The organism is Microbacterium altimontanum (genome assembly GCF_058349865.2).
This window is the reverse complement of record NZ_JBYRJB020000005.1, coordinates 375,536-389,514: the sequence shown is the minus strand read 5'-3', so window position 1 is coordinate 389,514 and position 13,979 is coordinate 375,536. Positions and strand designations below refer to the sequence as shown.

Below are 13,979 nucleotides of genomic sequence, written 5' to 3'. Positions count from 1 at the left end.
TAGGCTCGCATCGTGAGCGGGTCGACGAGACTGCGAGCGGGGCTGGCGGGAATCGCCGCCGTGGTGCTGGGGGTCGGCCTCGGCGAGCTCGTCGCGGCGGCGTTCGCGCCGTCGTCGAGCCCGGTCGCGGCGGTCGGCGATGCGCTCATCGATCTCGCCCCGGGGTGGGCGAAGGAGACGGCGATCACGCTGTTCGGCACGGCGGACAAGACCGCGCTGATCGTGGGCATCGGCGTCGTGCTGGTCGCCGCTTCTGGCGGCCTGGGCCTGCTCGAGGCGCAATACCCGCGCGTGGGTGCTCTCCTGTGCGCCGCGCTCGGCGTGGTCGGGATCGCAGCCGCTGTGACGCGGGCGGATGCCGGCGGCCTCGCATGGGCGCCGTCGGCGGTCGCCGGTGCCGTCGCGGCCTTCGCAATCGGCCCGCTCGCCCGCCGCGCGACCCGCGCCTCCCGAACCGCTGCGGATGCCGGCGCGGCCCCGCCCGGCGCCGGCCTCGATCGCCGGCGCTTCTTCGTGCTCGCGGGCGCCGCGGCGCTGATCGGCGTCGCCGCGACGGTGGGCGGCACGCTGCTGCAGGCGGGCGCCCGCACGGCTGCTGCAGCGCGCCGAGCCCTCCGCCTGCCGGCGCCGACGCATCCGGCGGCACCGATCCCCGCGGGAGCCGCACTCGATGTGCCGGGCCTCGCGCCGCTCGTGACGCCCGCCGGGCGGTTCTACCGCATCGACACCGCGCTGCTCGTGCCCCAGGTCGACCCGGCACAGTGGTCGCTACGCATCCACGGGCTCGTCGACAGGACGATCACGCTCACGTGGGACGAACTGCTCGCCCTCCCTCTCGAGGAGAGCTACACGACGCTGACGTGCGTCTCGAACGAGGTCGGCGGCGACCTCGTCGGCAATGCACGATGGCTCGGCTACCCGATCCGGCACCTGCTCGCCCGAGCGAGCCCGCATCCCGATGCCGACATGGTGCTGTCGCGCTCGGCCGACGGCTTCACCGCGTCGACTCCCCTCGCGGTGCTCACCGACGACCGGGCTGCGATCCTCGCGGTCGGCATGAACGGCGCACCGCTTCCCCCGGAGCACGGCTTCCCGGTGCGGATGGTGGTCCCCGGCCTGTACGGCTACGTCTCGGCGACGAAGTGGGTCGTCGATCTCGAGGTGACGCGGTTCGATCGTGCCACCGCGTACTGGACGACGCAGGGATGGGCTCCGCGGGGCCCCATCAAGCTCGAGTCGCGCATCGACGTGCCGAACGCCTCTCAGACGGTCGCCGCAGACGATGCGGTGATCGCCGGGGTCGCCTGGCAGCAGCACGTCGGGGTGTCGAAGGTCGAGGTGTCGGTCGACGGCGGCCCCTGGCGCACCGCACAGCTCGCTCCTGCGATCTCCGTCGACACCTGGGTGCAGTGGCGCCTGCCGTGGCGCGCGGAGCCCGGCGACCACACCGTCCGATGCCGCGCGACGAGCCGCACCGGCGAGGTGCAGACGGCGCAGCAGGCGCCACCCGTGCCGGATGGGGCGACGGGGTGGCACGAGGTCACGGTGCACGTCGCGTGAGCGTCGGCGCCGCCCTTCGACTCGTCGCTGCGCTCCTCGCTCAGGGACCTGACGGGACTGAAGTCGAAGGGCCGTGAAACGATGAGGGGATGCATCCCTCCCCTTCCGCACATCGTGGTGACGTGACAGAGACCCTCCACGGACACACCGTCGACGACCCGTACCGCTGGCTCGAAGACGCCGACGCGCCCGAGACCGCGGCGTTCGTCGCCGCGCAGAACGCCCACGCGCGACCGGTTCTGGATGCGCTGCCCGGCCGCCCCGGCTTCCTCGCGTCGGTGTCGGCGCTGCTGCACGCGCCCACCCGCGGCTGCCCGTTCGAGAAGGGCGGGCGCGTGTTCGCCTGGCAGAACGACGGGCAGAATCAGGACGTGCTCGTGGTCGCCGACACCGTGGACGGACTCGAGGGCGGGCGCGTGCTGCTCGACCCGAACACGCTCTCGGCCGACGGCACCCGGGCCGTGACGACGGCAGCCGTCAGCCCCGACGGGGCGCTGCTCGCCTACGGCGTGGCCGACGGAGGGTCCGACTGGCGCACGATCCGGGTGCGGGATGTCGCGACCGGCGAAGACCTTCCCGACGAGATCCCGTGGACGAAGTGGAACCGCCCGGTGTGGCTTCCCGGCGCCCGTTCGTTCACGTACTGGTGCTACGACGAGCCGGCGGGCAACGCGCTCACCGACGAGCAGGGCGCCGGACGGCTGCAGGCGCATGTCATCGGGCAGGATGCGTCGGCCGACGCCGTCGTGTTCTCACGGCCGGACGAGCCGCGCACGTTCGCACGGCAGTGGCCCGGCGACGACGACTGGTTCGTGCTGCTCACCGACGGCGGATCGTCGTCCGGCAACGACCTCGCGGTGCGGCGGCACGACGAGAACGACCTGCGTCAGCTGGTCCGCGGTCGTGAGCACGACTGGCACACCATCGGCATCCACGACGACGTCCTGTACGTCGTGACCGACGAGGGAGCGCCGCGATACCGGCTCGCGGGATTCGACCTGTGGACCGGCGATCAGCGCACCGTCGTCCCCGAGCACGAGGACGACGTTCTCCTGAACGCGCACCTGACGGCATACGGGCTCGTGCTCGAGTACTCCCACGACGCGTCGCATCGCGCGCAGCTCGCGACGTTCGACGGCGTTCTCGGCGAGGACCTTCCTCTCGGCGACGGCGTGAGCATCACGGATGTCTCGACCGACGACGAGACCGGCCGCGTGTACGTGCGAACCGCGAGCTTCGTGGACCGGGGGACGCGGCACGTACTCGAAGTGGACGACGCATCCGTTCTGCAGCATCGGACCCTGCCGACGCCCGGGCCGGCGGCGCCGGACGCCGTGACCGACCGCATCCGCGTGGCGAGCACCGACGGCGCCGATGTGCCGGCGTTCGTCGTGCGTCCTGCCGACGACGGGGAGGGGGAACCGCGGCCGACGCTCATCTGGGGATACGGCGGGTTCAACATCCCGATGAACCCCGGCTTCCGCCCCATCCTCGCGGCATGGGTGGCGGCCGGCGGTGTGCTGGTCGTGCCGAACCTGCGCGGCGGCGGCGAGTTCGGATCGGACTGGCATCACGCCGGAACGAAGGAACACAAGCAGCAGGTGTTCGACGACCTCTACGCCGTGGCCGAGCACCTCGTCGCGACCGGTGTCACGACGCGCGAGCAGCTCGCCCTGCACGGCAGGTCGAACGGGGGCTTGCTCGCGGGCGCCGCTGTGACGCAGCGTCCCGACCTGTGGGCGGCCGTGCTGCCCGGGGTCGGCGTGCTCGACATGCTGCGGTTCCACCGCTTCACGATCGGGTGGGCGTGGACCAGCGATTACGGCGACCCCGACGACGCCGACGCGTTCGCCTCCCTGCGCGCCTACTCGCCGCTGCACAACGTGCGGCCGGGCACGGCGTACCCGCCGACGCTCATCACCACCGGCGACCACGACGACCGCGTCGTGCCCGGGCACTCGCTGAAGTTCGCCGCGGCGCTGCAGCATGCGCAGGCCGGCGACGCGCCCATCCTGCTCGCCGTCGACACCCGGGCCGGCCACGGCATGGGCAAGCCGAAGGATGCGGCGGCCGCCGAGTTCGCCGACCAGCTCGCGTTCGCCGCGCACCACACCGGCCTGGCGTGAGCGCTCCGGCGGCCCTTCGACTCGTCGCGCAGACCCGCGCTGAGCGAGCGAAGCGAGTCGAAGCGTCCTCGCTCAGGGACCTACCACGCCAGGTCCCTAAGCGAGCGCAGCGAGTCGAAGGGCCTACCTCGACGTGCGTCCCTGAGCGCCCTTCGGCTCGGGACTTCCTCCCGCGGAGTCAGCCCTCCAGTGCGACCTTGAGCTGCTCGATCGCCCAGTCGAGCTCGGTCGCCCGGATCGTGAGCGGCGGCGCGATGCGGATCGTCTGGCCGTGCGTGTCCTTCACCAGCACGCCGCGGGCCAGGAGCCTCTCGGCGATCTCGCGTCCCGTTCCGACGGTCGGGTCGATGTCGACGCCGGCCCACAGGCCCGCCACGCGCACGGCGGTGACACCGTGCCCGATCAGCTCGTCCAGCCGGGCGGCGAGGTGCTCGCCGAGCAGCGCGGCGCGCTTCTGGAACTCACCGGTCGACAGCAGCTCGACGACCTTCAGGCCGACGGCGGCGGCGAGCGGGTTGCCGCCGAACGTCGACCCGTGCTCACCGGGGCGGATGACCCCCAGCACCTCCTCGTCGGCGGCGATCGCCGAGACGGGGAGGATGCCGCCGCCGAGCGCCTTGCCGAGCAGGTAGATGTCGGGGACGACGCCCTCGCGTTCGCACGCGAACGTCGTGCCGACGCGGCCGAGTCCCGCCTGGATCTCGTCCGCGATGAACAGCACGTTGTTGCGGGTGCAGATCTCGCGCACGGCCTGCAGGTAGCCGTCCGGAGGGATGATGACGCCGGCCTCGCCCTGGATGGGCTCGATCAGCACCGCGGCGGTGTCGGGGGTGATCGCCGCCTCGATCGCAGCGGCGTCGCCGTACGCGACGTTGACGAAGCCGGGCGCGAACGGCCCGAAGCTGTCGCGTGCGCTGTCGTCGTCGCTGAAGCCGACGATCGTGGTGGTGCGGCCGTGGAAGTTGCCGTCCGCGACCACGATGGTCGCGGCATCCGGAGCGACGCCCTTGACCCGGTACGCCCATGCACGGGCGGTCTTGATGCCGGTCTCGACGGCCTCGGCACCGGTGTTCATCGGCAGTACGAGGTCCTTGCCGCACAGCTCGGCGAGCGCGGCGGCGAATGCGCCGAGCTTGTCGTTGTGGAACGCACGGCTCGTGAGGGTCAGCCGGCCGAGCTGCTCGGTGGCGGCTGCGACGAGAGCCGGATGCCGATGCCCGAAGTTCAGGGCCGAGTAGGCCGAGAGCAGGTCGAGGTACCGCTTGCCTTCGACATCCGTCACCCAGACGCCCTCGCCCTCGGCGACGACGACGGGGAGTGGGCTGTAGTTGTGCGCGAGGTGCTCGTCTTCAGCGCGGATGATCTTCATCGCGGTGGTGTCGAGGGTGGGAGCGCTGCTCATCGGGTGCCTCCGCGCAGTTCGAGCGTGCAGCACTTGATGCCGCCGCCGCCGAGCAGGAGCTCCGAGAGGTCGACGTGCACGGGGTTGTACCCGCGCTCGCGCAGCTGGGCGTCGTAGCCCGTGGCACGGGGCGAGATGAAGACGTTGCGGCCGTCGCTGGCGGAGTTGAGGCCGAACACGGCGCCGTCGGCGTCGGCCACGCGGATCGCGTCGGGGAAGAGGTCCTCGAGGATGCCGCGGCTGCGGTCGTCGAACGCGCTCGGCAGGTAGGCGATGTTCGCCTTCTCGACGCCGCCGGGGCCCTCCACCGGATCGAGAACGCTGATCGCGGTGTCGAGATGGTAGAAGTGCGGATCGATCAGCTTCAGCGAGACGACCTCGCGGCCGAAGATGTCGGCGATCTCGCGGTGGCTTTCGATCGAGGAGCGGAAGCCGTATCCGGCCAGGATCGTGCTGCCGGCGAGGAGGATGTCGCCTTCGCCCTCCTGGGCGGCGATCGGCTCGACGACCTCGAAGCCGTGGGCGGCGAACCAGTCCATGAACGGCCGCTCTTCGCCGCGGCGCTCGTCGACGGAGAACTTCACACCGAGCGCGGTCCCGTCGACGATGAACCCGCCGTTGGCGGTGTAGACCATGTCGGGGAGGCCCTCGACGGGGTCGATCAGCTCGACCTCGTGGCCGAGCGCGAGGTACGTGTCGTACAGCGTCTGCCACTGCCGGACGGCCTTGGGCGTGTCGGTCGGGTCAGCCTTGTGCATCCACGGGTTGATCTCGTACGCGACGGTGAAGTAGGCGGGCTTGCACATGAGGTACCGGCGGTGCTGCTGGATGCGGACGGAGGCCTGCGCGTCGGCGACTGCAGTTTCGGAAAGGGACATTCTGCTCCTCACTGAACGTGATTGGCGGACGCCGTCCTCGGGCCCGGCGGAAGTTCGACCCAGCATGGTGGGGAAGATGCGACACGGGCACGCCGCATCCATTCTCTCACTGCCGACGCGGTGACCCGGTCAGCCGGCGTTCAGCGTGCCGTTGGGCCTGGTTCCCTCGTGCTCACCGTGCGACGGCGGTCAGAGGGTCGACGCGCGTCAAACCGGGGATGTCGTCGAAGGCAGGGTCAGGCGATGCGATCTTGCCGATGCCGTAGGCGAGTGCGGTCGCCGCGTGCACGGCATCTCGACCGCGGACGTGAGTGCGTTCGATCAATTCGAGCGCGAGATCGAGCACCTCGCGGTCGAAGTGCAGCACGGTCACTCCTCGCGTGACCTCACGGGCATCCGCGACAGCCACCCTTCGATCGCCCAGCGCACGAAGCCGATGGTGGACGACTTCTTGAATCATCTCCGTGCTCGCATAGGCGCGGCCGCGCCCGAGAGCCAGCCCCAGAAGGAATCGTCGACTGGCGGCCTGACGTGGGCTGGGCGCGCCCAGAGCGTGGAGTGCGACGGCGGCATCGATCAGCACCGCATCCTCACTCATCGGGTTCATGGCGCTTCCCCAGGGAGGGAGGGCCGGTCGAGGAGGTTGTCCTTGACCGATTCCCAATCCTCCATGGGCTGCGGACGCTCGTCGCCGCTGGCGAACAATCGGCGCAGCGCCGCCACCGCGTCTGCTCGTCGCCGATTCAACCGGTCATCGACCGCGTCTCGGATCAGGGCGCCGACGCTCATCCGTTCCTCGCGCGCTTCGGCGACGAGTCGCTCATAGAGCTCTTCGTCGAAAAGCACTTGCACGCGTCGATCGAGGGTGGCCATGTGGCCATGGTACACATGCCTACACATCCATGCGCAGAACGGGCGGCCGCTCGCGTCACGATCGCGCGCGTCAGCGGCGCACGCGCAGCGTCGCGATCTCGAACGGGCGCAGCTGCAGGGTGACCGTCGACTCTCCGTCGGCATCATCCACGGCGACCGGCTCCCCGGGCCGCTCCAGCAGGTCGGCGCGCACCACGTCGCCGGACGGCAGCGCCACAACCGCCGTCGAACGGCCGCCGCGCTCCTCGTGCACCCGCACGACGACGTCGCCGGAGCGGTCGTCGGCGAGCTTCACCGCACTCAGCACCGCGCCCGTGACCCGCACGAGCGGCGCCACATCGGCACCGGCGGCCGGCTCGACAGGCGCGACGAATCGGGATGCGGCGGCCGCGGCATCCGTCGCCCCGGCACCGACCACCAGGCCGAACCGCATCCGCTGCACTCCCTGATCGGTGTGCGGATCGGGGTAGCGCGGCGCGCGCAGCATCGAAAAGCGCGCGACGTTGATGACGCGCCCCTCGTGCGTCGCCCGCGTCGCGTCGAAGCCGTAGCTCGAGTCGTTCAGGAACGCCACACCGAACCCAGGCTCCTCCAGGAGGAACCAGCGCTGCGCGTGCTGCTCGAATCGCGCGGCGTCCCACGAGGTGTTCGTGTGCGTGGGCCGGGTGTGGTGCCCGAATTGCGTCTCGGCGACCACCTCGTCGGTGAAGACGTCGACCGGGAACGCGAGCTTCAGGAACCGCTCGCTCTCGTGCCAGTCGATCTCGTTGTCGATCACCACGGTGCGGCCGTCGTCGGCGAGACTCAGTCGCTGACGGATGCGCGAGGCGCCGAAGTCGGCCTCCACGACGATCGCGTCGCCCTCCACGTGCGCCCGACCCCGGATGTCGTCGTGACGGCCGCGGTAATGGGCGTCGACATCCCACGCATCCCACTGGTTCGGGAAGTCCTGGTGCAGCTGCAGCGCGTTTCCCGCGAGCCCGGCGGGGATCGCGTCACGCCCCGTCACGCGATCGACCGCCGACGTGATGCGACCGGATGCGTCGACCGCCACCCGCACGGCATCGCTCACAAGGACGAATCCGTCGCCGTCCCGTCCGACCTGTACCGGTACCGCCAACTCCCAGGGACCCACCGCGCCCGCCGGCACGCCGCGCTGCGGCACGGCGGCTGAGTTCAGGAGGAGCGGCCCGTCCTCCGCCCGTTCGACCCCGAGGGCGGCGAGCGCGTCGCCGATGATCGCGCGCAGCGTCCGCTCGACCCGCGCATGGCGCTCGCGCGCCTCGCGGTGGACCCAGGCGATCGCCGAGCCCGGCAGGATGTCGTGGAACTGCAGCAGCAGCACCTCGCGCCAGGCATCGTCGAGCGCGTCGTAGGGATACTCGACGCCGGTGCGCACCGCGGCTGTCGCCGCCCACAGCTCGGCTCGGCGCAGCAGCTCCTCGTTGGTGCGGTTCCCCTGCTTCATCGCGTGCTGGGTCGTATACGTGGCACGGTGGAGCTCCAGGTACAGCTCACCGCGCCACACCGGCGCATCCGGCAGCTCGGCCCTCGCGCGCGCGAAGAACGCGTCGGGTGTCTCCCACTCCACGTGGGCGCTGCCCTCGAGGTTCCGGAGGCGCCGCGCACGGGCGATCGCCTCGCGGGTCGTTCCGCCGCCGCCGTCGCCGTAGCCGGTCGGGGCGAGTGTGGAGGATGCGACGGCCTTCTCGCCGAACTGACGCGTCGCGCGAGCGATCTCGGCGCCGGTGAGCTGGGCCTCGTAGGTGTCCATCGGCGGGAAGTGCGTGAACACGCGGGTGCCGTCGATCCCCTCCCACCAGAACGTGTGATGCGGGAAGCGGTTCGTCTGGTTCCACGACATCTTCTGCGTGAGGAACCACTCGAACCCGGCGCCGACGAGGATCTGCGGGAGCGCGCCCGAGTAGCCGAAGCTGTCGGGGAGCCAGGCGCCGCGGCACTCGATGCCGAACTCCTCGCAGAAGAAGCGCTGGCCGTAGGCGATCTGACGGACGATCGACTCGCCGCCCGGGAGCACGGCATCCGTCTCGACCCACATGCCGCCGACGGGGATGAACCGGCCGGCAGCGACGGCATCCTTCACACGGGCGAACACCTCCGGCCGCTCGTCGCGCAGCCACGCGAACTGCTGCGCACTCGACATCGCGTACAGGAACTCCGGATGCTCGTCGAGCAGGCGCGTCATCGATGCGGCGGTGCGCGCGACCTTGCGGACGGTCTCGCGCAGCGGCCACAGCCAGGCGGAGTCGATGTGGGCATGGCCGATCGCGGTGATGTGCTGCGCGCTCGCGTCGGCCGGAGCCGCGAGCGGTTCGGCGAGCACGCCGCGCGCGTCGGCGGCAGTACCTGGGATGTCGTTGAGGTCGAGGCGGTCGAGCGCGAGGTCGAGGGCGTGCAGGATGCGTGCGCGTCGCGTGGACTCCGCCGGGAGCTGTTCGGCCAGCTGCAGCAGCACCTCCACGTCATGGACGAGCTCGAACACCTCTTCCTCGAATACGCAGAGGTCGGCGCGCGCGAGGCGGTACAGCGGCTCGTCGCCGGCCGTGGACCACTCGCCGCGCTCGGTGGGGCGGAACGGTGCGGCGAGGTCGAGGATGACGGGGTTCGACGCAGCTTCGAGGTAGAACTCCGCATCGCCGGTGTCGTGGACCGGAACCCACTGGGCGCGCGGGTGCACCGCCCGCAGGGGTGTGCCGTCGGCGCGGTAGGCGAGGCCCTCGGCCTGGAATCCCGGGACGGCGGTGTTGAAGCCGAGGTCGACCACCGCCTCGATGCGGCGGCCGGCGAACGACGGCGGCATCTCGCCGGTGAAGCGGAACCACGTCGTGTCCCAGGCGCGACCCCACGCCGTTCCGACGGCGAACGGCTCGAACGGCCCTTGGATTCCGGCGGCGACGGGGATCGGCTCACCGCCGACGACGTGGGCGGCGACGGCCAGCGGATGCGGGTCCGTGTGGATCGCCGGGCGCAGGCGCTCCTCGAGCACGCGGCGAGCGCGCCCGATCGACAGGGCCTGGGTGTCGTGCATGCTGACTCCTTCGTGCGACGCGCGTGAATCCCACGCTGGCAGATCTCCGGGGCGTCCACGTGGCACGACACCGGTTGTTCGTCCCTTCGCCGTCGGAGAGCCGAACGGCGCCATCGGCGATCGGGGTGCACCGAGCACCGAGCACCGCGCACCGCGCACCGGGCATGTCTTGCTCCGCGTATTGAACTTCCCGTTCACACACCTCTCGTGAGGCGTGTGAACCGGAGGTTCAATACGTCTTCAAGAAACGGTCAAGGGAGCGGGATCATCGCATGCGATCCCGCCTGCATCGGGCTGGGCGCGCCCAGCTCCGCGCGTCCGTCACGAGCGGCGAACGCAGGAAGTGCTGGCCACACCACGAACAGCGGGCTCAGATCACACCCTGCGACCAATCGTCCGGGTTGCCGAAGCGGTGCGCCGTGATGGCGATCGCCTGCTCGTGCAGGAATGGCAGCAGCTCGAGCCGGCCGGCCGTGGTGATCTCGTTGTCGTACACAGCGAGGTCGGGATCGCCGTTCACCTGCGTCGCGAGCGCGCTGTGCAGCGCCGCCACCGACTCGGGCCGGCCGACCAACCGCACCCGCGACGCGGCGGCCGACTCCGTCGCGTCGCCCGCGCCGATCCGCTGCATCCACTGCTCATCCGTCTCGACGAACACCGCGACGCTCTGATCCGACAGCACGCGCCGCACCTCGGCGGGCAGCCCGGCGGCGAGCGACAGGGTCAACTCCGACCCGGCCCGAACCCCCGCGAGCGCCACACGCAGGATCTCCTGAACCGTGGCATCCGCCGTCGCTCGCACCGCGACCGGCAGCGGGCGGTACCGGAACAGGTTGCGCTCGACACCCAGGCGCGAGACATCCTTCACCTGCCCGAACTCGCGGTCCCAGGCCACCGCGTCCGACAGGGCCGCGCGCCGCAGCCACTCGAACGCGGCGAAGTCGAGCGACGGCTGCGCCGCCTCGATCACGTCGGTGATGCGGGAGTCGAGCCCGCGCAGGTGCAGCGTCTTCGACGCCGCGGTCCCCGCCGATGCGCGCCACGAACCGAGCCCCACGAGGTAGTTGGGCCCACCGGCCTTCGTGCCGGCGCCGACCGACGAGCGCTTCCAGCCGCCGAACGGCTGGCGCTGCACGATCGCTCCCGTGATGCCGCGGTTCACATAGAGGTTTCCGGCCTCGACGTGGTCGAGCCACTGCGCCAGGTCGTCGGGGTTCTGCGTGTACAGGCCCGCCGTCAGTCCGTATGCGACCGCGTTCTGGATCTCGATCGCCTCCGCGAGCGTCGCAGCGTGCATGACGCCCATCACCGGTCCGAAGAACTCCTCCCGGTGGAACCGGGAGCCCGGCTGCACGCCGACGCGCACACCGGGGGTCCAGTACCGGCCGGCCGTCTCCGGGCCGAAATCGAGCGGCTTCGGCTCGACGAGCCAGCTCTCGCCCGGCTCGAGGGTGCTGAGCGCCCACGCGAGCTTGCCCTGCGGCGGCTCGATCACGGGGCTGACCTCGGCCGACGGGTCGGTCGGCGGGCCGACGCGCAAGGACTGCACCGAGTCGATGAGCTGCCGGCGGAAGCGCTCGCTGCGCCCCACGGGTCCGACGAGGATCGCGAGCGACGCGGCCGAGCACTTCTGTCCGGCGTGCCCGAAAGCGCTCTTGACGAGATCGGATGCGGCGAGGTCGAGGTCGGCCGACGGCATGATGATCATCGCGTTCTTGCCGCTGGTCTCGGCCAGCAGGGGCAGGTCGGGGCGCCACGAGCGGAACAGCGCCGCGGTCTCGAACGAACCCGTGAGGATGACCCGGTCGACGTCCGGGTGCGTGATGAGCTGCTGCCCGAGGCCGCCTTCGTCGATGTCGACGAGGGCCAGCACATCGCGCGGCACTCCCGCGTCCCAGAGGGCCTCCGCGATCACAGCCGCACAGCGTCGCGCCTGAGGCGCGGGCTTGAACACGACGCCCGAACCGGCGGCGAGCGACGCGAGGACGCCCCCGGTCGGGATCGCGACGGGGAAGTTCCACGGCGGCGTGACGACGGTGACCTTCGACGGCACGAAGACGGCGCCGGCGACGCTGTCCAGCTCGCGCGCGGTCGCGGCGTAGTAGTTGGCGAAGTCGACGGCCTCGCTGACCTCGATGTCGCCCTCGGAGAACACCTTGCCGGTCTCGGATGCGGCGACCTCGATGAGTTCGCCGCGGCGAGCCTCGAGCGTCCGGGCGGCGGCCTGCAGCACGGCGGAGCGCTGGGCGGCGGGCTTCGCTCCCCACGCGGCGCCGGCGTCCCGCACCCGCGCGACGACCGCGTCGAGGTCTGCGGCATCCGTCATCCGCGCCGCCTCGAGGGTGGCGTCGCCGGCCGTCGAAGTGTCGACGCGCGACAGCACCTGTGCCGACCACGCACGGTTCGCGGGGAGAGCGGGGTCGGAGTCGGGGGCGTTGCGGAAGCCAGGAGCGCCTGTCGCGCGCGTTCCCGACTCGCGGGGCGAGAACACCGCGGTCTCGACGAACCGGTCGCCGCCGAAGCTCTGCCCCTCGTTGAGCCCCGACACCGCTTCGGTCTCAGCCATCGCTGCGGTGTCGTCGGCGCCGGCGGTGCGGGCGATCCCGAGCACAGCCTCCGTGAGCCCCTCCTTCAGCGCCGACGGTGCGCTGCGCAGACGACGAGAGGGGGGGGTCGCGACCTCGGCCGTGCGGTCCTGTGTGCGGAACGGCCCGGTGTGCAGCGACGCGTCGACCGCCCGCTCGACCGAGGAGAGGAACCGCGACCGCTCGCGGTCGAACAGCGACACGTCATCGTGCAGCTCGAACGCCGCGGAGAGGAAGTTCTCGGTCGAGGCGTTCTCCTCCAGCCGGCGCACGAGGTAACTGATCGCGACGTCGAACTCCTTCGGCTTCACTACGGGGACGTAGAGGAGGACGGGCCCGACCTCCCGCGAGACCGCTTCGACCTGACCCTGCGCCATGCCGAGCAGCATCTCGAACTCGACGTCGGCGCGCACCCCGCGCTCGCCGGCGAGCAGCCAGGCGTAGGCGATGTCGAACAGGTTGTGACCGGCCACGCCCATCCGCACCGCCCGTGTCCGCTCGGGTCGCAGCGCGGCGTCGAGGCAGCGCAGGTAGTTGGCGTCGGTGTCGAGCTTGCTGCCGTACGGAGCCTGCTGCCAGCCGTGCATCACGGAGTCGACGTGCTCCATGGCGAGGTTGGCGCCCTTGACGAGGCGCACCTTGATGCGCGCGCCACCGGCGTCGACGCGCTGCGTCGCCCAGTCGGTGAGGCGGTCGAGGGCGGGGAGTGCGTCGGGCAGGTAGGCCTGCAGCACGATGCCGGCCTCGAGGTTCTTCAGGCGGGGGTCGGACAGGATGCGGGTGAAGACCGCGATCGTCAGGTCGAGGTCGCGGTACTCCTCCATGTCGAGGTTGATGAAGGTGCCGTTCCCGGCAGCCGTGAGGTACAGCGGCGTGAGCCGGTCGACGACAGTGGCGACGACCTGATCGAACGCCCACATCGACAGGTGGCTGACGATCGCCGAGACCTTGACCGACACGTAATCGACGTCGGGGCGGCGGATGAGGTCGTGGATGCCCTCAAGGCGTCGGTTCGCCTCGTGCTCGCCGAGGACCGCCTCTCCGAGGAGGTTGAGATTGAGTCGGTGCCCGCTGCCCCGCAGCTTCTCGATCGCCGGGCCGAGCTTCTCGGGGCGCGCGTCGACGATGAGGTGGCCGACCATTCCGCGCAGCACGCTGCGGGCGATCGGGACGACGGGGTAGGGCAGCACGGGGGCGACCGCGCCGCCGAGGCGCACCGCGGCCCGCAGATACCAGGGCAGGAATCGCGGGACGAGGGGGGCGACGCGATGCAGATTGGATGCGGCGGCGCCGAGAGACTCGGGCCGCATTACGCCGTCGACGAATCCGATCGTGAAGGGAAGGCCGTTCTCGTCCTGCAGCACGCCGGCCAGGCGCTGCGCGGCGGGGTCGACGTCGGCGGCGGCCGACTCGTTCACCCAGCGCTGCGCGAGAGCGACGGCCTCGTGGGCCGGCTCCGCCGGCACCGGCGGCTGTGCGTGGTTCATCTGCACTCCCGTCTGGCTC

Annotated in this window: 8 protein-coding genes; 2 read left to right on the top strand and 6 right to left on the bottom strand. The window is 71.2% G+C overall.

Annotation, left to right across the window (positions count from 1 at the left end):
• The first annotated feature begins 12 nt into the window (after nucleotides 1–12).
• Both AC3RX1_RS11280 and AC3RX1_RS11275 read left to right on the top strand, forming a co-directional pair.
• Nucleotides 13–1,560 (top strand): molybdopterin-dependent oxidoreductase, encoded by a 1,548-nt coding sequence (locus AC3RX1_RS11280; RefSeq protein ID WP_491501329.1) that lies wholly within the window; start codon nucleotides 13–15, stop codon nucleotides 1,558–1,560.
• A 122-nt stretch (nucleotides 1,561–1,682) separates the two neighbouring features.
• Nucleotides 1,683–3,686, top strand: coding sequence for a prolyl oligopeptidase family serine peptidase (locus tag AC3RX1_RS11275; RefSeq protein WP_491501328.1), 2,004 nt, complete (start codon nucleotides 1,683–1,685; stop codon nucleotides 3,684–3,686).
• A 178-nt stretch (nucleotides 3,687–3,864) separates the two neighbouring features.
• Here AC3RX1_RS11275 and rocD read toward each other — a convergent pair whose 3' ends face one another.
• The 6 genes from rocD to AC3RX1_RS11245 all read right to left on the bottom strand — a co-directional run bounded on the left by rocD (nucleotide 3,865) and on the right by AC3RX1_RS11245 (nucleotide 13,960).
• Nucleotides 3,865–5,088, bottom strand: coding sequence for an ornithine--oxo-acid transaminase (rocD, locus tag AC3RX1_RS11270; protein WP_491501327.1), 1,224 nt, complete (start codon nucleotides 5,086–5,088; stop codon nucleotides 3,865–3,867).
• Nucleotides 5,085–5,966 (bottom strand): dimethylargininase, encoded by an 882-nt coding sequence (gene ddaH / locus AC3RX1_RS11265; protein ID WP_491501326.1) that lies wholly within the window; start codon nucleotides 5,964–5,966, stop codon nucleotides 5,085–5,087. Before ddaH ends, rocD begins: the two co-directional genes overlap by 4 nt.
• 172 nt (nucleotides 5,967–6,138) lie before the next feature.
• Complete coding sequence (locus AC3RX1_RS11260) at nucleotides 6,139–6,549, bottom strand: type II toxin-antitoxin system VapC family toxin (RefSeq protein ID WP_491501325.1); 411 nt, start codon at nucleotides 6,547–6,549, stop codon at nucleotides 6,139–6,141.
• Between the two features lie 20 nt (nucleotides 6,550–6,569).
• Nucleotides 6,570–6,839: a ribbon-helix-helix protein, CopG family gene (locus tag AC3RX1_RS11255; RefSeq protein ID WP_491501324.1), complete on the bottom strand. Its 270-nt coding sequence runs from the start codon at nucleotides 6,837–6,839 to the stop codon at nucleotides 6,570–6,572.
• A gap of 70 nt (nucleotides 6,840–6,909) precedes the next feature.
• Complete coding sequence (locus tag AC3RX1_RS11250) at nucleotides 6,910–9,888, bottom strand: alpha-mannosidase (protein WP_491501323.1); 2,979 nt, start codon at nucleotides 9,886–9,888, stop codon at nucleotides 6,910–6,912.
• A 370-nt stretch (nucleotides 9,889–10,258) separates the two neighbouring features.
• A complete protein-coding gene (locus AC3RX1_RS11245; protein WP_491501389.1) occupies nucleotides 10,259–13,960 on the bottom strand; it encodes a proline dehydrogenase family protein in 3,702 nt (1,233 codons plus the stop codon).
• Nucleotides 13,961–13,979: the final 19 nt, after the last annotated feature.